Origin of the sequence: Grimontia sp. SpTr1 (genome assembly GCF_947387585.1) — a bacterium.
In the GTDB taxonomy this organism is placed as follows: Bacteria; Pseudomonadota; Gammaproteobacteria; order Enterobacterales; family Vibrionaceae; genus Enterovibrio; species Enterovibrio indicus.
Genome location: NZ_CANDOD010000020.1, coordinates 1 through 23,792, shown reverse-complemented (window position 1 = coordinate 23,792; position 23,792 = coordinate 1). Strand labels below are relative to the sequence as shown.

At 50.9% G+C, this 23,792-nt stretch carries 25 protein-coding genes and 1 tRNA gene; 19 read left to right on the top strand and 7 right to left on the bottom strand.

The annotated features are described in order from the left end of the window. Positions 1 to 46: 46 nt before the first annotated feature. Both epd and tkt read right to left on the bottom strand, forming a co-directional pair. Complete coding sequence (gene epd, locus QL223_RS21960; protein WP_002537498.1) at positions 47 to 1,075, bottom strand: erythrose-4-phosphate dehydrogenase; 1,029 nt, start codon at positions 1,073 to 1,075, stop codon at positions 47 to 49. 170 nt (positions 1,076 to 1,245) lie between these two features. Continuing rightward, positions 1,246 to 3,243 (bottom strand): transketolase, encoded by a 1,998-nt coding sequence (tkt, locus tag QL223_RS21955; RefSeq protein ID WP_002537497.1) that lies wholly within the window; start codon positions 3,241 to 3,243, stop codon positions 1,246 to 1,248. Positions 3,244 to 3,630: 387 nt separating this feature from the next. Here tkt and metK point away from each other — a divergent pair, with 387 nt between their 5' ends. From metK to ruvX, 7 genes are all read left to right on the top strand, one after another. Further along, complete coding sequence (gene metK, locus QL223_RS21950; RefSeq protein WP_046304348.1) at positions 3,631 to 4,785, top strand: methionine adenosyltransferase; 1,155 nt, start codon at positions 3,631 to 3,633, stop codon at positions 4,783 to 4,785. Between the two features lie 89 nt (positions 4,786 to 4,874). Beyond that, positions 4,875 to 5,366 carry a SprT family zinc-dependent metalloprotease gene (locus QL223_RS21945; protein ID WP_281546016.1) on the top strand — a complete coding sequence of 164 codons (492 nt, stop codon included), beginning with the start codon at positions 4,875 to 4,877 and terminating at the stop codon, positions 5,364 to 5,366. 114 nt (positions 5,367 to 5,480) lie between these two features. Beyond that, positions 5,481 to 6,188, top strand: a complete 708-nt coding sequence (gene endA, locus QL223_RS21940; RefSeq protein ID WP_281545975.1) for a deoxyribonuclease I — start codon at positions 5,481 to 5,483, stop codon at positions 6,186 to 6,188. 76 nt (positions 6,189 to 6,264) lie between these two features. Continuing rightward, entirely contained in the window at positions 6,265 to 6,996 is a 732-nt protein-coding gene (rsmE, locus tag QL223_RS21935; protein WP_281545974.1) for a 16S rRNA (uracil(1498)-N(3))-methyltransferase, read from the top strand. A gap of 29 nt (positions 6,997 to 7,025) precedes the next feature. Then, positions 7,026 to 7,973, top strand: coding sequence for a glutathione synthase (gshB, locus tag QL223_RS21930; RefSeq protein WP_281545973.1), 948 nt, complete (start codon positions 7,026 to 7,028; stop codon positions 7,971 to 7,973). A gap of 110 nt (positions 7,974 to 8,083) precedes the next feature. Next, a complete protein-coding gene (locus QL223_RS21925; RefSeq protein ID WP_165013463.1) occupies positions 8,084 to 8,647 on the top strand; it encodes a YqgE/AlgH family protein in 564 nt (187 codons plus the stop codon). A gap of 9 nt (positions 8,648 to 8,656) precedes the next feature. Then, positions 8,657 to 9,088 carry a Holliday junction resolvase RuvX gene (gene ruvX, locus QL223_RS21920; RefSeq protein WP_281545972.1) on the top strand — a complete coding sequence of 144 codons (432 nt, stop codon included), beginning with the start codon at positions 8,657 to 8,659 and terminating at the stop codon, positions 9,086 to 9,088. A 49-nt stretch (positions 9,089 to 9,137) separates the two neighbouring features. Here the strand turns inward: ruvX and QL223_RS21915 are convergent, their stop codons facing one another. Both QL223_RS21915 and QL223_RS21910 read right to left on the bottom strand, forming a co-directional pair. Further along, positions 9,138 to 10,247, bottom strand: coding sequence for a PilT/PilU family type 4a pilus ATPase (locus QL223_RS21915; protein ID WP_281545971.1), 1,110 nt, complete (start codon positions 10,245 to 10,247; stop codon positions 9,138 to 9,140). Between the two features lie 2 nt (positions 10,248 to 10,249). Further along, entirely contained in the window at positions 10,250 to 11,287 is a 1,038-nt protein-coding gene (locus QL223_RS21910; RefSeq protein ID WP_039849741.1) for a type IV pilus twitching motility protein PilT, read from the bottom strand. Positions 11,288 to 11,313: 26 nt separating this feature from the next. Between QL223_RS21910 and QL223_RS21905 the strand changes: the two genes are divergently transcribed. From QL223_RS21905 to QL223_RS21870, 8 genes are all read left to right on the top strand, one after another. Beyond that, a complete protein-coding gene (locus QL223_RS21905; protein WP_281545970.1) occupies positions 11,314 to 12,018 on the top strand; it encodes a YggS family pyridoxal phosphate-dependent enzyme in 705 nt (234 codons plus the stop codon). A gap of 46 nt (positions 12,019 to 12,064) precedes the next feature. Continuing rightward, positions 12,065 to 12,883 carry a pyrroline-5-carboxylate reductase gene (proC, locus tag QL223_RS21900; RefSeq protein ID WP_281545969.1) on the top strand — a complete coding sequence of 273 codons (819 nt, stop codon included), beginning with the start codon at positions 12,065 to 12,067 and terminating at the stop codon, positions 12,881 to 12,883. Between the two features lie 9 nt (positions 12,884 to 12,892). After that, positions 12,893 to 13,459 (top strand): YggT family protein, encoded by a 567-nt coding sequence (locus QL223_RS21895; RefSeq protein ID WP_046304353.1) that lies wholly within the window; start codon positions 12,893 to 12,895, stop codon positions 13,457 to 13,459. A gap of 3 nt (positions 13,460 to 13,462) precedes the next feature. Next, the gene (yggU, locus tag QL223_RS21890) at positions 13,463 to 13,774 is read left to right on the top strand and encodes a DUF167 family protein YggU (protein WP_039849739.1); all 312 of its coding nucleotides are present in this window, start codon (positions 13,463 to 13,465) and stop codon (positions 13,772 to 13,774) included. Between the two features lie 94 nt (positions 13,775 to 13,868). After that, the gene (locus tag QL223_RS21885) at positions 13,869 to 14,303 is read left to right on the top strand and encodes a DUF4426 domain-containing protein (RefSeq protein ID WP_046304354.1); all 435 of its coding nucleotides are present in this window, start codon (positions 13,869 to 13,871) and stop codon (positions 14,301 to 14,303) included. Between the two features lie 89 nt (positions 14,304 to 14,392). Beyond that, positions 14,393 to 14,992: an XTP/dITP diphosphatase gene (locus QL223_RS21880; protein WP_281545968.1), complete on the top strand. Its 600-nt coding sequence runs from the start codon at positions 14,393 to 14,395 to the stop codon at positions 14,990 to 14,992. A gap of 6 nt (positions 14,993 to 14,998) precedes the next feature. Further along, complete coding sequence (hemW, locus tag QL223_RS21875; RefSeq protein ID WP_281545967.1) at positions 14,999 to 16,150, top strand: radical SAM family heme chaperone HemW; 1,152 nt, start codon at positions 14,999 to 15,001, stop codon at positions 16,148 to 16,150. A gap of 53 nt (positions 16,151 to 16,203) precedes the next feature. Next, positions 16,204 to 18,156 (top strand): DUF3857 domain-containing transglutaminase family protein, encoded by a 1,953-nt coding sequence (locus QL223_RS21870; protein WP_281545966.1) that lies wholly within the window; start codon positions 16,204 to 16,206, stop codon positions 18,154 to 18,156. Between the two features lie 63 nt (positions 18,157 to 18,219). On the opposite strand, the gene QL223_RS21865 is transcribed toward QL223_RS21870, so the two are convergent. The 3 genes from QL223_RS21865 to trmB form a co-directional block, all read right to left on the bottom strand. Further along, complete coding sequence (locus QL223_RS21865; RefSeq protein WP_281545965.1) at positions 18,220 to 18,981, bottom strand: DUF2884 family protein; 762 nt, start codon at positions 18,979 to 18,981, stop codon at positions 18,220 to 18,222. A gap of 85 nt (positions 18,982 to 19,066) precedes the next feature. Further along, a complete protein-coding gene (gene glsB, locus QL223_RS21860) occupies positions 19,067 to 19,987 on the bottom strand; it encodes a glutaminase B (protein ID WP_281545964.1) in 921 nt (306 codons plus the stop codon). Between the two features lie 96 nt (positions 19,988 to 20,083). Beyond that, positions 20,084 to 20,800: a tRNA (guanosine(46)-N7)-methyltransferase TrmB gene (trmB, locus tag QL223_RS21855; RefSeq protein WP_046304359.1), complete on the bottom strand. Its 717-nt coding sequence runs from the start codon at positions 20,798 to 20,800 to the stop codon at positions 20,084 to 20,086. Between the two features lie 180 nt (positions 20,801 to 20,980). Here trmB and mutY point away from each other — a divergent pair, with 180 nt between their 5' ends. From mutY to QL223_RS21835, 4 genes are all read left to right on the top strand, one after another. Further along, positions 20,981 to 22,051 carry an A/G-specific adenine glycosylase gene (mutY, locus tag QL223_RS21850; RefSeq protein WP_281545963.1) on the top strand — a complete coding sequence of 357 codons (1,071 nt, stop codon included), beginning with the start codon at positions 20,981 to 20,983 and terminating at the stop codon, positions 22,049 to 22,051. Positions 22,052 to 22,070: 19 nt separating this feature from the next. Continuing rightward, complete coding sequence (locus QL223_RS21845; RefSeq protein WP_046304361.1) at positions 22,071 to 22,343, top strand: oxidative damage protection protein; 273 nt, start codon at positions 22,071 to 22,073, stop codon at positions 22,341 to 22,343. A 123-nt stretch (positions 22,344 to 22,466) separates the two neighbouring features. Further along, entirely contained in the window at positions 22,467 to 23,576 is a 1,110-nt protein-coding gene (mltC, locus tag QL223_RS21840) for a membrane-bound lytic murein transglycosylase MltC (RefSeq protein ID WP_281546015.1), read from the top strand. Positions 23,577 to 23,712: 136 nt separating this feature from the next. Continuing rightward, positions 23,713 to 23,788: transfer RNA gene (locus tag QL223_RS21835), tRNA-Phe, on the top strand. The last annotated feature ends 4 nt before the right edge of the window (positions 23,789 to 23,792 follow it).

Below are 23,792 nucleotides of genomic sequence, written 5' to 3'. Positions count from 1 at the left end.
AAATCAAAAATTTGCTGTGGCTTTCTTTACTTCGGAAAGCCGTGGCTCAAGCCTTCGAGCCACTGGTAACTGTTGCCATGGCCAACGCTGTATCCAGCATCCGGTTGGCAAATCCCCATTCGTTGTCGCACCAAATCAACATTTTTATCAGATGATGATTACTAACTCGTGTCTGCGAACCATCCACAATGGCGCTGTGGGGATCATGGTTGAAGTCTATCGAGACAAGTGGTGCCTCGGTATAGTCGACGATGCCGTTCAATGTACACCGAGCAGCCTCCTCGAGTGATTGATTTACGTCATTAACTTTCACTTTTGTGTGAACAGTAACACTCAAATCCATTGCTGTGACGTTAATTGTTGGCACTCTAACCGAAATCGCTTCAAATTTGTCAGAAAATTTCGGAAAGATTCTTCCAATTCCTAAATGTAATTTGGTGTCGACCGGAATAATAGACTGACTGGCTGCGCGCGTGCGTCGCAAATCTGGGTGATAGGCATCGATCACCTGCTGGTCGTTCATGGAAGAGTGAATCGTGGTGATGGTGCCTGACTCAATCCCAAACTGCTCATCCAATACCTTAATCACAGGCACGATACAGTTGGTGGTGCAAGAACCATTGGAAACAATGCGATCCGTCGGTTTGAGGGTTTCTTCATTCACACCAAAGATGATGGTGTTATCCAGGTCGTTACTGCCTGGATGGGAGAACAGCACTTTCTTGGCACCGGCGTCCAAATGTGCCTGACCGTGTTCACGGTTGCCAAACACACCCGTACAGTCGAGCACGATGTCGATGTCCAGATCTCGCCAAGGGAGCAAATTGATATCACTGAGGTGCAGGATGCGGATTTTATCGTCACCAACAAACAGGGACTCCTGACTGTTGGTCACTTTCTTGAAAAAACGGCCATGACTGGAGTCATACTGAAGCAGATGCGCCATGGCATCGGGCTCAGCCAATTCGTTCACCGCAACCACTTCTATCTGGTCACGTTTGTCACTTTCATACAGCGCGCGGAGCACGCTACGGCCAATGCGGCCAAATCCATTAATTGCGACGCGTAATGCCATATCCCTGCTGATCTGTGTCGTTAATGAAATGCGGCTGACAGTCTATCTCAAGCACGTGAATTTCGCACGCAGAATGTGACTGGTCTCTCATCAATTATTCTTAAGGATTGGATAAAGAGCGGGAAAGAAAAAACCCGCCAGTTGGCGGGTTTTCAGCATTGATTAGGTACTTACGCCAGCAGTTCTTTTGCTGTCTCAACCACGTTTTCAGTGGTGAAGCCGAACATCTTGAACAGCTCACCCGCCGGTGCAGATTCACCGAAGGTGTGCATGCCGATGATGCGACCGTCAAAGCCCACGTACTTGTACCAGAAGTCCGCAATGCCCGCTTCGATAGCCACACGTGCTGTCACGTCTGATGGCAGTACCGCTTCACGGTAAGCCGCATCTTGCTTATCGAACACGTCAGTCGATGGGATTGAAACCACACGAACATTGAAGCCCTGCGCTGACAGTTCAGTGCTTGCTTCAACCGCCAATTCAACTTCTGAACCAGTAGCAATCAGGATGAGCTCAGGAGTGCCAATGCAATCTTTCAGGATGTAACCACCCTTGGCGATGTTTGCCACTTGCTCGGCGTCACGCTCTTGTTGAGCCAGATTCTGACGCGAGAAGATCAGCGAACTTGGGCCGTCTTTTCGCTCAATCGCGAGTTTCCATGCGACTGCAGATTCCACCTGGTCACATGGACGCCATGTGCTCATGTTTGGCGTCAGACGCAGAGACGCGATTTGCTCAACTGGCTGGTGCGTTGGGCCATCTTCACCCAGACCGATAGAATCGTGGGTGTAAACCTGAATGTTCTGCACTTTCATCAGTGCTGCCATACGCATCGCGTTACGTGCGTATTCCATGAACATCAGGAAGGTCGCACCGTATGGGACGAAACCACCGTGCAGCGCGATACCATTGATGATCGCGGTCATACCGAACTCGCGTACACCGTAGTGGATGTAGTTGCCAGATGCATCTTCACCGGTCAGGGCTTTTGAGCCAGACCACATGGTCAGGTTTGAAGGTGCCAGGTCAGCTGAGCCACCCATGAATTCAGGCAACATCGCACCAAACGCTTCCAGCGCGTTTTGCGACGCTTTACGTGACGCAATATTCGCTGGGTTCGCTTGCAGGTCGGCGATGATTTGGTTGGCTTTTTCTTCCCACTCAGCAGGAAGGTCACCGTTTACACGGCGTTTGAATTCTGCCGCCAGCTCTGGGTGTGCAGCTTCGTACGCAGCCAGCTTCTCGTTCCAAGCCGCTTCTTTTGCAGCGCCTGCTTCTTTCGCGTCCCACTGACCGTAGACGTCAGCTGGGATTTCAAATGCTGGGTGTTCCCAACCGAGGAATTCACGCGCTGCTTTGATTTCGTCTGCGCCCAGCGGGGCGCCGTGACAGTCGTGAGAGCCAGCTTTGTTTGGTGAACCGAAACCGATGATGGTTTTGGTACAAATCAGGGTAGGACGACCGGTTTCCGCTTTCGCCGCTTCAATCGCTGCGTTGATAGCGTTTGCATCGTGACCGTCGACTGCCGGGATTACGTGCCAGCCGTAAGATTCGAAACGCTTAGGTGTATCGTCAGTGAACCAGCCTTCAACGTGACCGTCGATAGAGATGCCGTTGTCATCCCAGAACGCAATCAGTTTGCCCAGACCCAGGGTGCCTGCCAGTGAACATGCTTCGTGAGAGATACCTTCCATCAGACAGCCATCGCCCAGGAACACGTAAGTGTTGTGGTCAACGATGTCGTGGCCTTCACGGTTGAACTGAGCAGCCAGTGCTCTTTCCGCAATCGCCATACCCACAGCGTTGGTGATGCCTTGACCCAGAGGACCGGTCGTGGTTTCTACACCTGGCGCGTAGCCGTACTCAGGGTGGCCCGGTGTTTTCGAGTGCAGTTGACGGAAGTTTTTCAGATCGTCGATAGACAGATCGTAACCAGTCAGGTGCAGCAGAGAGTAAATCAGCATAGAGCCGTGACCGTTTGACAGCACGAAGCGGTCGCGGTCTGCCCACTCAGGGTTTTGCGGGTTGTGGTTCATGTGGTCACGCCACAGGACTTCGGCGATATCTGCCATGCCCATTGGGGCGCCTGGGTGACCAGAGTTAGCTTGTTGTACACCGTCCATGCTGAGGGCACGGATCGCGTTTGCTAAAACCTTGCGAGAAGACATGTCTGCTCCTGAGATCATTAGAGATTTTGAGTTATAGGCAATCCGGCACAATACTTGTTAAAAAAAGCGGCCAGATTGCTGAATTCGGCGGGCAGATATTGTCGCAAGAGTCCGTCGGCTCTGCAAACGTTTTACATGGCTGATTTTATGGGGTTCTGTCTGTTCAGAGCGTAAAATCTCTGCATCTATTTGTAACTACAAGATTACAGGCGCAAACGTTTACTTATTTACGCGGACTATTTGTGAGGTTGATTTATACGGTTCTCTACGTAGAATAGACGTCCAGATGGAAAAGCATCTATACTTTTATACGGTCAGACGACCAAAGATGCTTTTGCAAACAAAGATTCGGTATCAACCAACATTTATTATTGCTAGGGAAAAGACATGGCTAAACACCTGTTTACTTCTGAGTCAGTATCAGAAGGTCATCCAGACAAAATCGCAGACCAGATTTCAGACGCCGTTCTTGACGCGATTCTTGAACAGGATCCAAAAGCACGCGTAGCTTGTGAAACTTACGTGAAAACCGGCATGGTGATGGTAGGTGGTGAAATCACAACCTCAGCATGGGTTGATATCGAAGAGCTGACCCGCGAAACCGTTCGCGAAATCGGCTACGTTCACTCTGACATGGGTTTCGACGCAGATTCATGTGCGGTTCTGAACACCATCGGTAAACAGTCGCCAGACATCAACCAAGGCGTTGATAAAACTGACCCTAAAGAGCAGGGCGCAGGCGACCAAGGCATCATGTTCGGTTACGCATGTAACGAAACTGATGTATTGATGCCAGCACCTATCACTTACTCTCACCGTCTGGTTCAACGTCAGGCAGAAGTTCGCAAAAACGGCACGCTACCTTGGCTGCGCCCGGATGCAAAATCTCAGGTTACCTTCCAGTACGACCAAGGTAAGATCGTGGGCATCGATGCGGTTGTTCTGTCTACTCAGCACTGCGACAGCATCTCGACGCCAGACCTGCGTGAAGCAGTGATGGAAGAAATCATCAAGCCAGTACTGCCAGCAGAGTGGCTGAACAAAGACACCAACTTCTTCATAAACCCAACTGGCCGTTTCGTTATCGGTGGCCCAATGGGTGACTGTGGTCTGACTGGCCGTAAGATCATCGTTGATACCTATGGCGGCGCGGCTCGTCACGGTGGTGGTGCATTCTCGGGTAAAGATCCATCAAAAGTTGACCGCTCAGCGGCATACGCAGCGCGCTACGTAGCAAAGAACATCGTTGCTGCAGGCATGGCAGACCGCTGTGAAATCCAGCTGTCTTACGCTATCGGTGTTGCGGATCCAACGTCTATCATGGTGGAAACCTTCGGTACCGAGAAAGTGTCTCACGACATCATCATCGAAGCGGTTCGCCAGCACTTTGACCTGCGTCCATACGGCCTTCAGGAAATGCTGGACCTGCTGCAACCTATCTACAAGAAGACAGCAGCTTACGGTCACTTCGGTCGCGAAGAATTCCCTTGGGAAAAGACCGACAAAGTAGCAGCACTGCGAGATTTCGCTCAAATCAAGTAATCGCAATCTGTATGCAAAAGGGAAGCTCAGGCTTCCCTTTTTTGTTTCTGTTCCCTACCCTGTCGGCTCTGGAATCCAAACCGCCGAACATGAACGAACTCCACTACCGTCTTACTCAACGCGTCAGCGAATGCATCACTCTGGCTAACAAACTGCTTGGGAGTGACTTCGCTGTGCCTGCAATCCGGTTTGATATTCGTGGGAAAACGGCAGGAATGGCACTGCTTCAACGCTGGCAACTCAGGTTTAACCCTGTGCTACTGGAGGAAAACGTCGAAGCGTTTTTTGACGAGGTCGTGCCGCATGAAATCAGTCACTTGATCGTTTATGCCCGCTTTGGAAAAGTGCGGCCCCACGGCAAAGAGTGGCAGGCGGTAATGTCACAGGTGTTTGGTATAACACCCAAAACCACCCACAGCTTTGATGTCAGCTCTGTCCAGGGCAAAACTTTTACCTATCAGTGCGGTTGCGACCACATTGAGCTTTCCATCCGTCGTCACAACAAAGCTCAGCGCGAACAAGTTCAATATGTTTGCCGCCGCTGTAAACAGCCGCTTGTTTTCATCCCCTCTATTGCATAAGCAACGCTTCACTTATCAATAAACTCTTCAATTAACACTAATTTAGTGCGATTTTGCTCGCAATAGTCTGTAATAATCAAAGCACACAATTCCAACACCGAGCGCTAAATACACATGAGAATATTTCTGATGCTGCTTTCGGCACTGCTGATCCCCTCAATGACAGCAGCGGCTGAGCATCCGCAATCCTTCAGTAAAGCCAAACGCATCGCGCAAAAAATCTATCAGGACTACCCCACTTCGTTTTACTGCGGCTGTGACATTGAATGGCAGGGCAAGAAAGGGGTACCTGATTTTTCTGAGTGTGGTTATCAAGTCCGCAAACAGGAAAAGCGTGCCAGCCGTATTGAATGGGAGCATGTGGTGCCTGCATGGCAATTTGGCCATCAGCGTCAATGCTGGCAAGACGGTGGACGCAAGAACTGCACCCGCAATGACGTGGCTTTCAAACTGATGGAAGCTGACCTGCACAACCTGGTTCCAGCCATTGGCGAAGTCAACGGTGACCGCTCGAACTTCCGCTTCTCACAATGGAATGGCAACGACGGGGCTTTCTACGGTCAGTGCGCGGCGAAGGTGAACTTCAAGCAACGTGTATTTGAGCCGCCAGCACAAAGCCGCGGTGCCATTGCGCGAACCTACAAGTACATGAACCAGCAATATGATTTTCGCCTTGCATCCGCCCAGAAAAAGTTGATGGACGCTTGGGACAAAACCTACCCAGTGACCGAGTGGGAATGTGAGCGTGACCGTCGCATCGCCCGCGAGCAAGGTAATCATAATCCGTTCGTGCAAGCTTCCTGCGAAAAAGCCGGTCTATAACCTCAGCACCGGACTACTGACTACAGGCAGCAGCGTGATACACTGCTGCCTATTGTTATCCAGTCATGAAAACACCATGCGTATCCCAAGAATTTTCCATCCTGAGCCCCTGCCTGACACTGGCCGCGTTGCCCTGAGCGATGACGCTGCCAATCACGTTGGTCGTGTGCTTCGTATGCAGGCAGGTCAGGAAGTGTTGTTATTTGATGGTCACGGCGCAGAGTTCCCTGCCGTGATTGCTGAGTCAGGTAAAAAATCTGTCACTGTTGATATTGTTGAGCGTGTTGAACGCAGCATCGAATCTCCGCTGGATATGCACTTGGGCCAGGTCATCAGCCGCGGCGACAAAATGGAGTTCACTATTCAAAAATCGGTGGAACTGGGCGTCAACGTCATCACCCCACTGATCTCTGAACGTTGTGGTGTCAAACTCAATGCAGATCGCTTCGACAAGAAACTGCATCAATGGCAGAAGATCGCGATTGCAGCTTGTGAGCAATGCGGGCGCAATGTGGTGCCAGAGATTCGCCCTGTGATGTCGCTGGATGAGTGGATGCAGGAGACATTCGACGGGCTGAAATTGAACCTTCACCCACGCGCAAAATACTCAATCAATACTCTACCAGAGCCAGTTAGCCGTGTGCGTTTGCTGATTGGTCCTGAAGGCGGTCTGTCATCAGAAGAAATTGAACGAACCCGTGAATTCGGGTTTGAGGAAACATTATTGGGGCCACGTGTTCTGCGCACTGAAACCGCAGCACTGACGGCAATCACTGCCCTGCAGGTTCGCTTTGGCGATCTGGGTTAAAGGCGACCTCGGTTAATAAGGATAAATTAATGATCAAACTGGGCGTAGTGATGGATCCAATCGAGTCCATCAACATCAAAAAAGACTCCTCCTTTGCCATGATGCTGGAAGCGCAAAAGCGCGGCTGGGAAATTCATTACATGCAAATGAATGACCTGTCTTTAGAGCAAGGCAAAGCACTGGCACGCACCAAGATTGTCACGCTGGAAGAAAACCCGGAGAAATGGTTCGAGGTGGTCAGCGAGCAGGAAATTGCGCTGGCAGATCTCGACGCCGTGTTGATGCGTAAAGACCCGCCGTTTGATACCGAATACATCTACGCGACTTACATTCTTGAGCGTGCGGAAGTAGAAGGCTGTCTTATCGTCAACAAGCCGCAAAGCCTTCGTGACTGTAACGAAAAACTCTTCACTGCCTGGTTCCCAGAACACACGCCAATCACGCTGGTGACCCGTCGTGCAGACCAAATCAAATCGTTCCAGGAAAAACACGGCGACGTGATCCTGAAACCTTTGGATGGCATGGGTGGCTCGTCTATCTTCCGCGTGAAGCAAGGCGACCCGAACCTGTCAGTGATCATCGAAACCCTTACTGGCCTTGGCAATAACTACTGTATGGCGCAGACGTTCGTGCCAGACATCAGCAATGGCGACAAACGCATTCTGGTGGTAGATGGTGAGCCAATGCCTTACTGTTTGGCTCGTATTCCTGCCAAAGGCGAAACCCGTGGCAATCTGGCAGCAGGCGGCCGTGGTGAAGCGCGCCCACTCAGCGACACTGACTGGGCAATTGCCCGTGCCGTGGCACCAACGCTGAAAGAGAAAGGCCTGATCTTCGTGGGTCTGGACATCATTGGTGACAAGCTGACCGAAATTAACGTGACCAGCCCGACATGTATCCGCGAAATTGAAGCCGCATTTGATATCAATATCAGTGGCAAATTAATGGATGCCATCGAAGCTCGCCTGCAAAAATAACCGCACGGCAAACCGGGCGAAACTGCTCGCCCGGATCTGACATTCTTCAGCTTACTGCTCATAATGAAAGTAGGCTCATACGCAATGAAGGGCGCAATGTGGAAGACACAGTGAATTTAAAAAATCATTTCTTGGTCGCAATGCCCAGCATGGCCGATGAACGCTTCCAGCACAGTGTCGTTTACATGTGCGAACACAATGAAGACGGGGCCATGGGGCTGGTGATCAACCAACCTATCAATATCTCCATTGCCAAAATGCTGGATCAAATCGAAGTGGAGCGCGAGCAGGATGTTACCCATCCGGTCAGCCTTGACCAGCCCGTGCTGTTCGGCGGTCCAGTTTCGGAAGATCGCGGCTTTGTCCTGCACAAAAACCTCAAGCTGTATGGCTCCAGTATCCAGCTCTCTGATGAGCTGACCGTAACGACATCCAAAGATATTCTCAGTATCTTGGGAACAACAGAGGAGCCCGAGCAATTCATTGTTGCGCTTGGCTACGCAGGTTGGGATGCCGGTCAATTGGAGCAGGAGTTGGCAGAAAACAGTTGGCTGACGATTGAAGCCGATCCGAAAGTGATCTTCGACACCCCCATCAACGAGCGCTGGGAAAAAGCCCTCAAACAAATGGGCATAGACGCCTTGAACCTGTCCGCTGACGTTGGACACGCATAAGAGTTTTCCATGAGTAACATTCAGACTGTGCTGGGTTTTGACTACGGCACTAAAAGCATCGGCGTGGCCATCGGTCAGGCCATTACCGGCACTGCCCGTCCGCTAAAAGCCCTCAAAGCCAAAGATGGCATCCCAAGCTGGGAAGCCATAGAAGTCATTTTGAAAGAGTGGACACCGGACCTGGTCGTCGTCGGTTTACCCTTGGATCTACACGGCGGCGAATTGGAATCCATCACGCCCCGCGCCCGTAAATTTGCCAACCGCCTGAAAGGCCGTTTTGGTGTGAACGTGGAACTGCACGACGAGCGACTGACCACAACTGAAGCCCGTTCTTCATTGTTTGAATACGGTGGCTATAAAGCCCTGGGCAAAGGGGAAATCGATAGCCAGTCAGCGGTCATCATTGTCGAGAGCTGGTTTGAAAACCAATACGGTGAATAAAAGAAAAGCGCCCTGAGGCGCTTTTCTTTTGTCTGTGAACGACAACTTTCTACTGCCCCTCAATACTGACATTCGCCAACGACAAACTGCTGGATGACTGTTCCGCCATCTTCATCATGAGTTTGAGATCGTTGCGCGAGTCCGCATGATGAAGCGCTTCGTCTTTCGACACTTTGCCCGCCTGGAACAGCTCAAACAGGGATTGGTCAAAGGTACACATTCCCGCGTTCTTGCCTTTGCGGATCGTTTCTTTCAGCTCATGCAGCTCACCACGGCGAATTAAATCCGACACATGAGAGGTATTGAGCAGAAGCTCGTATGCGCCATGACGACCTATACCACTGACATCTGGCACCAGTTGCTGCGCCAGAATACCGCGAAGGTTCAGCGACAAATCAAACAGGAACTGCTCCCGGCGCTCTTTCGGCACCAAATGCAGCACCCTTTCCAGCGCCTGGTTAGCGTTATTGGCGTGAAGGGTCGCAATACAAAGGTGACCGGTCTCAGCGAACTGCATGGCGTACTCCATGGTTTCCTGCGTTCGGATTTCGCCAATCATGATCATATCCGGCGCCTGACGTAGCGAGTTCTTCAGCGCCACTTCGTAGCTGTCGGTATCAATGCCGATTTCACGCTGAGTCACGATGCATTTGTCATGCGGGTGGATAAACTCAATCGGGTCTTCCACCGTCAGGATGTGGCCGCTACGGTGTCGGTTACGGAACCCCACCATCGCTGCCATAGATGTCGATTTACCCGAACCTGTCGCACCGACAATCAGCACCAGACCACGTTTGGCTATCGACAAATCCTGAATCACATCCGGTAAACCCAGCGAGTAAATATCAGGGATTTGGGTTTCAATGCGGCGAAGTACCATACCCGGCAAGTCACGCTGCCAGAACGCACTGACACGGAAGCGCCCATTTTCAGTGACTAAAGCAAAATTTGCTTCACGGTCGGCATAAAACTTCTGCTCGGTTTCGGTATCCATGGCCTCAGCGACCAGTGCTTTGACACCTTCTAAGTCGAGCTTTCCAGCCACTGGTTTTAGGCTACCATCGACACGCAACATACAAGGCGCATCAACCGTGATGTAACAATCCGACGCTTTCTGCGCCAGCATCTTATCCAGAAGTTCTTGAAGCGTGTTCTGCATGGTTAGAAGCCCATCCCTGCGTTATCCAATGCTTTGTTTGCTTCGGCCGTGTCCACCAGCCCTTGCATGGTGAGGTTACGAAGCGACTGTTCCATTGTCAGCATGCCAAGACCTGAGCCGGTTTGGATCATCGAATACATCTGAGCAATCTTGTCTTCACGGATAAGGTTTCGAATCGCCGGTGTCGCAATCATCACTTCGTGGGCAGCAATACGGCCGCCGGAAATCTGCTTCACCAGTTTTTGCGACACCACCGCACGCAGCGATTCAGACAGCATGGAGCGCACCATCGGCTTATCCGCCCCTGGGAAGACATCGATAATACGGTCGATGGTTTTTGCTGCGCTGGAGGTATGCAGCGTACCAAATACCAAGTGACCGGTTTCAGCTGCCGTCAGCGCAAGGCTAATGGTTTCTTTATCACGAAGCTCACCAACCAAAATTACGTCCGGGTCTTCACGCAGTGCCGAGCGGAGCGCATTGTTGAACGAATGGGTATCACGGTGCACTTCACGCTGGTTGATCAGACAGTTTTTCTGTTCGTGGACAAATTCAATCGGGTCTTCGATGGTCAAAACGTGACGATGCTGACTGCTGTTAATTTTGTCGATCATCGCCGCCAGCGTGGTCGACTTACCTGAGCCTGTCGGTCCAGTGACCAGTACCAGACCTTTCTGATACTCGGTAAATTGTTGGAACACTGCTGGTGCGTTAATCGCATCAAGTGTCGGAATTTTCGAAGGAATGCTACGGAACACCGCGGCACAACCACGGGATTGATGAAACGCATTGACACGGAAGCGGCCGACAGATGCCAGCTCAAAAGAAAAATCGACTTCGAGGTTCTGTTCAAACTCGCGCTGCTGAGCATCGTTCATGATATCGAAAATAAGACGGTGCACCGCATTGTGGTCTAGCGGAGGCAGGCTAAGCTTGCGGACATCACCATCTACGCGGACCATTGGAGGAACCCCAGCTGAAAGATGTAGATCTGAAGCGTTATGCTTTACACTAAAGTCCAGTAATTCAGTAATATCCATTAACTCGTTTCCTCGCAGAATCTAACATGTGTAGTATCAAACAAAACCTAGAACAGGTCACCAGCCAAATAGACAGTGCCGCACAAAAATGCGGGAGAGACGCCTCTGGCGTGCAATTACTCGCTGTCAGCAAAACCAAACCCATTGAAGCCATCGCAGACGCCGTGGAAGCAGGTCACACCCTGTTCGGTGAAAACTATGTGCAGGAGGGTGTAGAAAAAATCACCCATTTCAGCGCGATTCACCCCAATCTTGAATGGCACTTTATTGGCCCTATCCAGTCCAATAAAACCCGGCCGATTGCCGAGCACTTCGATTGGGTTCACTCAATTGACCGCAGCAAGATTGCGCAACGCCTGAGCGATCAGCGTCCGGATGAATTAGCGCCGCTTCAGGTGCTGATTCAGGTCAACACCAGCGGTGAAATCTCTAAATCCGGCACCGGATTTGAAGAAGTGAAAACGCTGGCAGATGAAATCGATGCATTGCCAAACCTGACGCTTCGCGGCCTGATGTGCATTCCACAGCCTGAGGACGATCACCAGAAACAGCTTGAAGCCTTCGCACCGCTGTCCGCGCTGTTTGAAGAAATGAAAGCAGGTCGACCGCAATTTGATACCCTGTCGATGGGTATGAGCGGCGACATGGATGCAGCGATTGCTTCCGGCAGCACCATGGTGCGTATCGGCACCGCGATTTTCGGTGCGCGTGATTATAGCAACCGCAAATAACCAATTAATCTAGGGTCTGTTGACCTTCTCAAAGGAGATATCATTGATGGAACAACGTACAGTCGCTTTTATCGGTGCCGGCAACATGGCTCGTTCAATCATCGCCGGACTACTTGAGTCAGGTTATCCTGCTCAAAAACTCATTGCTGTCGATAGAAGCCCTGAAGTCAGTGCGAAACACAGAGAAACTTACGGCATCATCGCCAACGAAGATGCTGTTGCCAGCGCAAAGCAAGCCGACGTAGTTGTTCTGGCTGTAAAGCCTCAAGATATGGAAACACTGTTCCAAAATATGGAAGGTGTAGATTGGTCGAGCAAACTCGTGATTTCAATTGCTGCTGGCATTTCCAGTGCTCGCCTCAGTGAAATGGCAGGTTCACAACTTAAACTGGTTCGCGTGATGCCGAACACACCTTCACTAGTTAGTGAGGGTATGAGCGGTCTTTATGCGCCAGACTTCGTTAGTGATGCAGACAAGTTGTTCGCAGGACAACTGATGAAAGCTGTAGGAGAAATTTGCTGGGTTTCAGAAGAGTCTGGAATTAACGCTGTTATCGCCGCAGCGGGCAGTGCGCCTGCGTATTTTTTCCTGTTTATGGAAGCAATGCAGGCTGAAGCTGAGCGACAAGGCTTTGACAAGGAAACAGCTCGCTTATTAGTGCAACAGTCTGCACTGGGCGCGGCTAAAATGGTGGTTGCCAACCCAGACATTGAACTGGCAACCTTAAGAGAACAAGTCACGTCCAAAGGCGGCACCACCGCTGAGGCACTGAACGTATTTAATAACAAACAACTCACGGAAACGGTCTCTGAAGCCATGCAGGCTGCAGTGCGCCGCGCCGAAGAGATGGAATCGCTATTTTAGGGCTAATTTATGAACTCGATGAATTTTCTCGTTTCAACACTGTTCGATCTTTACATCATGGTGGTGTTGCTTCGGGTCTGGTTGCAGTGGGCACGCGCTGACTTCTATAACCCATTCAGCCAATTTGTGGTGAAAGCCACCCAGCCAGTGGTTTCACCGCTGCGCCGCATCATTCCTTCAATCGGAAGCTTGGATTTAGCGACTGTACTGTTTGCTTACCTGCTGTGTGTGGCGAAATTCTTCACCTTGCAATTGGTCGGTTCAGGCACCCTAGTGTTTGATTCCAGCTACTTCCTGATTGGTTTGGTGGCATTGGTGAAAGCCGCAGGTGGTCTGTTGTTCTGGGTACTGATCCTTCGCGCAATTCTGAGCTGGGTCAGCCAAGGCCGCAGCCCAATTGAATATGTGATGGTACAGCTTACTGAGCCACTGGTCGCGCCAATTCGCCGCGTGATCCCACCTCTGGGCGGTCTGGATCTCAGCATCCTGTTCCTGTTCATTGCACTGCAGTTCCTGAATTTCTTTATCGGCGATCTGCTGAGCCCATACTTCGGCAATCTGTGGTTCGTGCTGTAAGTCATGACCGCACCACGCCCTGCCTGGCTGGATAACGATGACCTTATTTTAAGGCTCTATATCCAGCCCAAGGCCAGCAGGGACCAATGGATGGGGCAACACGGCGAGGAAATTAAACTCGCCATCACCGCTCCACCTGTTGATGGCAAAGCCAACGCCCACCTCACCAAATTCCTGTCGAAACAGTTCAAAGTGGCCAAAGGCCAGATTGATATCGAAAAAGGTGAGCTTGGCAGACACAAGCAAGTTCGCATTCATAGCCCTTCGCTTTGTCCCGATGCCATCAGTGATCTGATCCCCGCACTTAAGCAGTAATTAAAAGGTGCGTTCTTTCCCGGGCTACTAAGTAAATGGTCTTAGGCGACTCAGCAAATGGACGCACTGGTTTCACCCGACAAGGATATACGTCATGAAACGTTTCTTTCTCCCACTGATCAGCGCACTGATGCTGCTCTCCCCGTTTGCAAACGCAGGTCAGTCTAAAGACATCGGCACGCTGGAAGTGCATTACTCGGCGTTTAACTCCACGTTTATCACCCCAAAAGTTGCCAAGGCCTATGATCTGAAACGCAGTGGTGTGAATGCCATCCTGAACATCGCCATTTTAGATAAAGCACAGGCAGGAAAACCGGCACTCACAGCCACACTGACTGGCGAAGCGCGTAATCTTCTAGGAACCAAAAAGCCACTGACCTTCCGCGAAGTGCGTGAAGGCGATGCGATTTACTATCTGGCAGAGCTTCGGTTTGCCAACGAAGAAAATTACGCCTTCACTATTGATATCAGCGCTGAAGGAAACCGCAGCGGAAAACTGACCTTTAACCAGACGTTTTACGCTGACTGACCCCTGTTTATTCAGGTATCATGGCGCCCCATTGCGGCGCCTTTTTTTGGTTTTCGATTCGCGGCCGCCCCCAAATTCAGGAGAGAACAATGAGCAAAGTGGTTCTGGCAACAGGTAACGCTGGCAAAGTCAAAGAGATGGCTGATCTGCTACAGGATTTCGGTCTGGAAGTGTTTGCACAAAGTGAGTTCGCGGTAAAAGACGCTGACGAAACCGGCACCACCTTCATTGAAAACGCCATCATCAAAGCGCGCCATGCAGCAAAAGAAACTGGCCTGCCAGCCATCGCAGATGACTCCGGTTTGGAAGTGGATTACCTCAACGGTGCACCGGGTGTTTACAGCGCGCGTTATGCCAGCGAAGGAAAAGGCGATCAGGCGAATCTGGAAAAGCTGCTGGAAAACATGGCGGACGCACCGGATGACAAACGCACCGCACGTTTCCACTGTGTACTGGTTTATATGCGCCACGCCAACGACCCAACACCACTGGTTTGCCATGGCAAATTTGAAGGCACCATCGCCCGCGAAGCGTCGGGCTCACATGGCTTTGGTTACGACCCAGTGTTTTACGTGGAAGAACATGGCTGCACACTGGCAAACATTGAGCCTGCGGTGAAAAAGCAAATCTCACACCGCGGTCAGGCGCTGAAGAAGCTGTTTGCTGCCATGAGCGAAGAGAAGAAGTAATCCCCGATGGCGGTTCACATTCCCCTGAGCCTTTATGTTCACATCCCTTGGTGTGTGCAAAAGTGCCCGTACTGCGATTTCAATTCCCACACGCTGAAAGGCGAGGTGCCGGAGCGTGACTACATTGACGCCCTGCTGGATGATTTAAGAAAAGACCTCAACCGTTTCAAAGGGGTCAGTGGCCGCGAGCTGCATTCCATCTTCATAGGTGGCGGTACACCGAGCCTGATGTCACCGGAAGAGATCACCCGCTTGCTGCAAGGCATCGAAGCGCAGATCCCGTTTGATGATGACATTGAAATCACCATGGAAGCCAACCCCGGCACCGTGGAAGCCGACAAGTTCGTCGCTTACCGCAAAGCTGGCGTGAACCGCATATCGATTGGCGTGCAGAGCTTTGATAACCAAAAGCTCTCCCGTCTTGGTCGCATTCACGGCGCGGATGAAGCCAAACGCGCCGCTAATCTTGCGCACGAAGCTGGGCTTAACAGCTTTAACCTCGATCTGATGCATGGTCTTCCTGATCAAACACTCGAAGGCGCGCTGGATGATCTGAAACAGGCAATTGAGCTCAATCCGCCGCACCTTTCCTGGTATCAGCTCACCATCGAGCCAAACACTCAGTATTACTCCAAGCCACCCACACTGCCGGACGATGATGACCTTTGGGATATCTTCGAACAGGGCCACAAACTGCTCTCTGATGCCGGTTATGTTCAGTATGAAACCTCTGGCTACAGCAAGCCGGGATTCCAGTGCCGTCACAACCTCAACTACTGGCGTTTTGGTGATTATCTGGGTATCGGTTGCGGTGCTCACGGCAAAATTACCTTGGATGACAATACTGTACAGCGCACAGTAAAAGTGAAACATCCGCGCGGATATCTCGATCCTGAGAAAGACTACCTCAGCGAATTGCATATAGTGGAAGCAGATGAACTGCCGTTCGAGTTCTTCATGAACCGATTCCGACTGGTGGAGTCCTGCCCGAAAGCCGACTATCCGGCAAGAACCGGGCTGGCACTCGACACCGTCGAAACGCCGCTTCGACATGCGATTGAGAAAGGCTTGCTGGCTGAGACTGACTCCCACTGGCAAGTGACAGAGAAAGGGCGATTGTTCCTGAACGATCTACTCGCAGGGTTCATCAACGAGTAGGCAGCCAATGCGACGCTGCCTTTTGTTCTCGATAGCAATGGACAGCGTTGTAGATGAAGAAGTATCTGATTGCCCTTGGCGCTCTGGCGAGTTTCCCGCAACTTGCTTTGGCGCAGAATGCCTTATATGCAGCTTTGCCCGATTGGGTAGAGCCTATCTCCCAAATTCCAGAGATCGACAAAAGCGCCCACTATTACGATCAACAATTTCTGATTGTTGATCGGCAGCTTAACCTTGTCGCGACAAACCCCGTCGAATACAAACGCTACACCAGCAAAGTGGTGTCGATTGAAGGTGTTGAATCCGGCTCCCAGATCTCGATCGATTTCGATCCGTCCTATCAAAAAGTCGCTATCCACCGCCTCGAACTGGTGCGCGATGGCAAAGTACTGGATCGAAAAGAAACCGCGGAGATCGACCGATTCAAACGCGAGGTTGATCTCGATTCACTGCTCTACAACGGCGATGAAACCCTGCATATCGTCCTCAATGACGTTCAGATGGGCGATGTGATTGATGTTAGCTACACAATAACCGGCTTCAATCCCGTGTTTGGCGAGCGTCGCGAGTGGTACCTCAAAACTGGCTGGGCAAGCACAGTGGCGCTGGTTAATGCGCGTATTCTGACCCCTTCAGACAGTGGCATTTCCGTCACCAATCTAGACGGAAAAGGACAGGGCGATTTTCGCCAGACCCGCGATGATGGCATCACCACCTTCACCTATCGTGAAACGAATGGCCTGTATGATTTCGACGAGCCAGAGCAGCCGCGTTGGTATAACCCCTACCCATATCTTCATGTTTCTAGCTATAGCAGTTGGAAAGATGTGGTGAGCTGGGCTTTACCACTTTACCAGGCCACGCCGGACGACGAAGAAGTGCAGGCATTGGTGAAAGACATCCAACAAACCTATCCGGATGCGCCGGAGAAGCAGGCTGTGGCTGCGATTCATTTTGTGCAGAACAACATCCGCTATCTGGGTATTGAAAACGGCATTGGCTCGCACAAGCCACGCCCACCAGAGCAAATCCTTTCTCAAGGCTACGGCGATTGCAAAGACAAAGCCCTACTGCTGGTTTCCATGTTGGAAGCCATGGGGATTGAGGCCTATCCGGCGTTAGTCGACACTTTCTGGCGTGAACAGCTGCCACACCAGCCTGCTGCCCCTTTCAGTTTCAACCATGTGATCGTAGCGCTGAAAAAGGACGGCGAATGGATTTGGGTGGATGCCACCCGCACCCATCAAGGCAACCGCCTCGATACCCTTGCCCAGTCAAGACTCGGCTATGGTCTGATCCTCAAACCTGACAGCAAGGAGCTCACCCAGATGGCAACACAGGAAGTTCCTGTGACTCAGGACATCGAGCAGCGTTATGTGGTCAATCATGCCAACGCGCAGAGCTATCTGGCGGTGAAAACCACCTATCGAGGGCTGGAAGCAGAACGCTGGCGCCGGTATTTGGAGTCAAAACCGTTGCGTGAACTGGGCGAGGAATATGCCAACTACTATGCAGGCTTCTTCAGTGGTCTCGATTTCTTGCGCCCGTTGTCTATCAGCGACGATAAAGATCTGAACGAGCTGACACTCAATGAAGCGTACGTGATTGAAGATCTCTGGTCGAAGACCGATGACACCTACTCGTTTGTGATTTCCGGTGACATTGTCGATGACTACCTGACCAAGCCGGATCTCATCCGTCGAAAAACCCCATTCCGCTTTGGCACCGATGGGGCAGTTCGCCAAAAAATCAAATTGAGCCTTCCTGAAAACTGGGACATTGAACAATCGGAAAACACGGTGAGCAATCCGTTTTTCGAATTTAAAAGCTCGCTGAAAACCGTGGCCGAACCCGGTGAAGTGCTGCTCAATAAAACCTATGTAGAGGCAGATTATTATTACCGGGCGAAAACCCGCTATGTAGAAGCCAAAGAGCTGCGCCAGTACATGCGACATGTGGATGACGCCTGGCAAAACGTGGATTACGAGTTTACCTACAGACCGTAAAAAGACAGACAGCAGAAACAAAAACAGCGCGGAAATCCGCGCTGTTTTTCTATCATGTTTTCACTAGCGAACAGTGACAGTTTTCCAGCCTTTCAGCGCAGGAATAAGTTCAGAAATCTCTGATTCCCGATCCTGCCAAACACCAAGACGAGAACACAGCTCCTGTCTGACACCCACGGTACGATTGCGCTGCGCGCGGACTTCATTAGCGAGCTTATCCTGAAGCGTAGCCATCTTCTTGGAGATAAATTCCATGCGATTGTTCTCACCCGCGCTCAATGCAGCTATGTCCATCAAGCCACGGCTCGAAACGGTGGCGATTAAGTGCGGCAGGCTTGATTCAAGTTCGCGTACCGTGTGGGTCAGCGCTCTGTGGTTAAGCTGTGGCGAATGATCTTCAGCGTAAAACGAGGCACTGACACTGCGTTGCAGATGCTGATGGAACTGACCAAACTCACCACGAAGGCTGCTTTGTTCACCCAATTCTGCCGCCAACACGCCATCAAGCGCACGCCAGGAGGTTTGCAGCTCATCAGACAGCGATTTACTGATAAACGGCAAATCAGCACGCACTCTCTCGCTGTAAGCGGTGAGAGAAGCTTTCTGCGCATCATTCAGACTAACGCGGTGTACATCGACATAGAGGTTGCCGTTGGGTTCGATACGGAACGTATTATTGTTCTGCTCGATAAAGATACTGTTGGACTTGATTTCGATATCGCCATGGAGCTCAGGGCGACAAGCGTCCGCCGCCGCAAGAAACGGCAACATCGCCAACAACGCACAGGATACTTTCAGCATATTTGTCAGACTCACAATTCCCATAAACCTTCTCCGCATCTCAGGCTTAGACGGTGTCACCCGGTTTTGAAGTCACACCTGTCCAGGCACTAGAGTCTGACTGCAGACCCTAGAAGATTGAACGGCCGATGCGCTCTGCCAGCAGTTCTAGTGCTGCTGTGCCCGCGAGGGAGTTGCCTGATGGATCCAGCTCCGGTGACCAGACGGCGATAGACATTTCGCCCGGCACGATTGCAATGATCCCACCACCGACGCCGGACTTACCCGGCATGCCAACTCGGTAAGCAAACTCCCCTGCGCCATCGTACAAACCGCAGGTGGCGAGAAGCGCATTCACCTGCTTACTCTGAGTCTGGCTGACAATTGTTTTTTCTGCGCCTAAAGGAAGTCCCTTATTTGCCAGATAGTTAAAGGTCTTTGCCAGATCCACACAGCTCATACGAAGCGCGCAATAATGGAAGTAGTTAGCCAGTACGGGCATCACATCGTTGTCGAAATTGCCGAAAGCCCGCATCAGATAAGCGATTGAGGCATTGCGATCGCTGTGATCCATTTCGGAAGATGCCACCACTTTGTCGTAGCAAATATGCTCGTTACCGGACAAGCGACGAACGAATTCCAGCATACGTTGGCGGGGGGCAGAAAGACGGCTGTGGAGCATGTCGCAAACCACCAGCGCGCCGGCATTGATGAATGGATTTCGGGGGATCCCCTGCTCCATTTCCAACTGGATCATCGAGTTGAATGCCTGACCGGAAGGCTCTTTACCCACGCGATGCCAGATCTCCTCTGGCTGGTAATTTTGCAGGGCTAGCGTGAGACTGAGCACCTTGGAAATAGACTGAATAGAAAAGGCTTCTTCGGCATCACCCGCTTTGATGATTTCGCCGTCGTTGTAGCACACCGCGATACCCAATTTAGAGGCAGGCACTTTTTTCAGAGCCGGAATATAGTCGGCGACTTTGCCCTGTCCGATCAGCGGACGAACTTCTTCCAGGATACCGCTCAAAAGCTCTGGGGTGGGTTTCATTGCTATCTCCAGTGGTCAAAAAAGCCAACACGAGGTTGGCTTTAGGCTTTGCGACACTTTACACAGTCGTGTCGCAAGAATGGTATGAGTTTTTTATTAATCGACGCGGGCGTACTTCATATCCCAAACACCGTGGCCAAGACGGTGGCCACGCGCTTCGAATTTAGTCAATGGACGCTCTTCAGGGCGTGGAATGTAGGGACCATCTACTGCTGTGTTTTTGTAGCCCGGAGCCACATCCATCACTTCAACCATATGTTCAGCATAGTTTTCCCAATCCGTCGCCATGTGGAAAATGCCACCGATTTTCAGCTTGTCACGCAGCATTTGAACAAATGCTGGCTGAACGATACGACGCTTGTGGTGACGTGCTTTGTGCCATGGGTCTGGGAAGAAAAGCTGAACGGTTTCAAGGCTAGCGACTGGCAGCATGTGCTCGAACACTTCAACCGCGTCGTGACACATTACGCGCAGGTTAGTAATTCCTGCATCGCGCGCTGCCATCAAACATGCACCAACACCTGGGCTGTGCACTTCGATACCGATGAAGTTTTTCTCCGGTGCATTCTTTGCCATTTCAACCAAAGATGCACCCATGCCGAAACCGATTTCCAGCACGACTGGGTTGTCGTTGCCGAACACTTCTGTCCAATTGAGTTGCTTCTCTTCGAAGTCAATACCCATGGTTGGCCAGCAATCGTTCATTGCTTGCTCCTGACCTTTGGTCAAACGCCCTTCGCGACGTACAAAGCTTCTGATCTTACGAATAACTTTGCCGTCTTCGTTCAATTCGGTTTTGATGACTTCTGCCATGGTGTTATGCCTGCAACTCAATAATGAAGAAAAGTTAAGCGGATCGCGCATTATCCAAAGATTGCGCCTCGGTGCAAGCCTTGTACGCTTGTCGTACAAATCTTTCCAGAAAACGTGGTCTTTTTTAATCAGCGACCGTAGTAGACTGTCCGCTAATAAAGATAACAAAGAGCAAGCAAAGTGAGTCAGTCTTTTTCCGATGCCATTTTGACGTGGTATGACAAATACGGCCGTAAGACCCTGCCATGGCAGCAAGAAAAAACACCTTACAAAGTGTGGCTGTCAGAAATCATGTTGCAGCAAACACAGGTTGCAACGGTTATCCCCTACTTCGAACGCTTTATGGCGCGCTTTCCGACGGTTGTGGACTTGGCAAATGCCGAGCTCGATGAAGTGCTGCACCTCTGGACTGGGCTTGGCTACTACGCCCGCGCCCGCAACCTGCACAAAGCGGCGCAGAAAATCGCCTCTGAATTCGGTGGCGAATTCCCAACAAATATTGAAGATGTGATGGCGCTACCCGGTGTCGGCCGCTCAACCGCGGGGGCTGTACTTTCACTGTCACTCGGTCAACATCATCCGATTTTAGATGGCAACGTAAAACGAACCCTTTCCCGCCACTTCGCCGTTGAAGGCTGGCCGGGGAAAAAGCCGGTCGAGAACCTTCTATGGGAACACGCCGAAGAAAACACGCCTGCCGAGGGAGTTCAACGCTACAACCAGGCGATGATGGATATGGGCGCAATGATCTGCACCCGTAGTAAGCCCAAATGCGATATCTGCCCGGTCAACTACAGCTGTGAAGCCAATGCACTAGGTCGTCAGACGGACTTTCCCGGCAAGAAACCCAAGAAAACCATTCCAGAGAAAGAAACCTGTTTTGTTCTGTTCCAGTATGAAGACCAAATCTGGCTGGAGCAGCGACCACCAGCAGGACTTTGGGGTGGATTGTGGTGCCTGCCGGAGACCTCAGAGCAAACCGCCAACAATTTTGTTGCCAGTAAACTGGCGAAAAACAACTTTGATGAGCCAGAGCATCTCACAGCGTTTCGTCATACCTTTAGCCACTTTCACCTTGATATCGTGCCTGTTCGCGTCAAGTTACACAGTAAACCCGATAACATTGGGGAAAACGGGATCATGGAAGGCAACGGCGGGCTTTGGTATAACTTAACCCAACCAGCGAAAGTCGGGCTGGCAGCACCGGTACAAAAGCTGCTGGAAAGCCTGACCAGAGAGCTAGAAGTCTAAAATAACTAGGAGCTTAATGATGAGCCGCACTGTATTTTGTCAGCGCCTGAAAAAAGACGCAGACGGTCTGGATTTTCAACTTTATCCGGGTGAGCTGGGTAAGCGCATCTTCGACAACATTTCCAAAGAAGCGTGGGCATTGTGGCAGAGCAAGCAAACCATGCTGATCAATGAGAAAAAGCTCAACATGATGGATCCAGAGCACCGCAAACTGCTCGAAGAAGAAATGGTGAAGTTCCTGTTCGAAGGTCATGACACTGTGATCGAAGGCTACACTCCTCCTTCAGAGTAAGGCTTTCTGCACACAATCTGTCTTATAGTTTTGTATTTAAAAGCATCTTGATTACGCTAATCGGGATGCTTTTTTGTTTTTACACGGGAACTGATCTTGCGCCGCTTATTCACTTTTCTTTTTATGGCAATGCTCGTCTCTGGCTGCAGCCGGGAAATGGTCGAATCGACACTTGGGGTGAGTTATGAAACCACCAACCGTTTTGCTAAAAACCTCGCTCCCCTGCCGGGTCAGTTTGAAAAAGACTTTGCCGCACTCGATAAACTGATCAACAGTTTCAGCGGAGACATCGAGGTACGCTGGGGTAAAGACGAAGTTTACATTTCCGGTAAGCGCGATTACGTAAAATACACCGACAACTACATGAGCCGTGCCCGCGTCGATTTCGCCAACGGCCTTGTTACCATCGAAACCGTCGCCACCACTGAGCCAAAACAGCACCTCAAACAGGCAATCGTCACCACCCTTTTGACGCCAAACGATCCTGCATCGGTTGATCTTTATTCTGCCGCAGATGTTCCCTTGTCCGGCGCCCCTTTCCTGCAAGGACAAATCCTGGATCAGGATGGTAAAGAGATCGCATGGGAATGGCGTGCTAATCGCTACGCCGATTATCTGGTCGCCAATAAAATCAAAACCAAATCGCTGCGATTTCAGAAGGTTTTCTACGTCGAAATCCCTATGGTGAAAGATCACTCCAGTAAGCGTCGCTATCAATATGCCGACCTTATCCGTGACGCTTCACGCCGCTATGGCATCTCCGAAGAGCTGATATATGCCATCATCAAAACCGAAAGCAGCTTCAACCCCTATGCCGTCAGCTGGGCCAATGCCTATGGTTTGATGCAGGTCGTCCCCAAAACCGCAGGGCGTGATGTTTTCAAGTTGGTGAAAAAGCGCCCGGGTGAGCCTTCGCCGGAATACCTCTTCGACCCGGCAAAGAATATTGATGCGGGTACCGCGTACTTCTACATTTTGAAAACGCGATATCTGAAAGATGTTCGCGATCCGCTGTCAAAACACTACAGCATGATCTCTGCCTATAACGGCGGAACCGGTAATGTGTTGAAAACCTTCCACCGTTCCGACCGAAAACGGGCAATGAACGATTTAAACCGCTTAAATCCTAATCAAGTGTATTGGGCATTAACCAATAAACACCCGTCGTCAGAGTCGAGACGTTATCTCCAAAAGGTCACTAAGTTCCAAAAAGAATTCCGTTCTATGCAATAAAAACGCGGGAAACACTGGAAAAGCTGAGGCTTTTTAAACCAAACAGGCCAAAAAGCCATCAAACGGTCTTATTTGACGTTTTTTTTAAAAAAAGGTGTTGACGGTAAGCCTCAAAATCCGTTTAATGCACCTCGTTGCCTCGATAGCTCAGTCGGTAGAGCAGGGGATTGAAAATCCCCGTGTCGGTGGTTCGATTCCGCCTCGAGGCACCATATT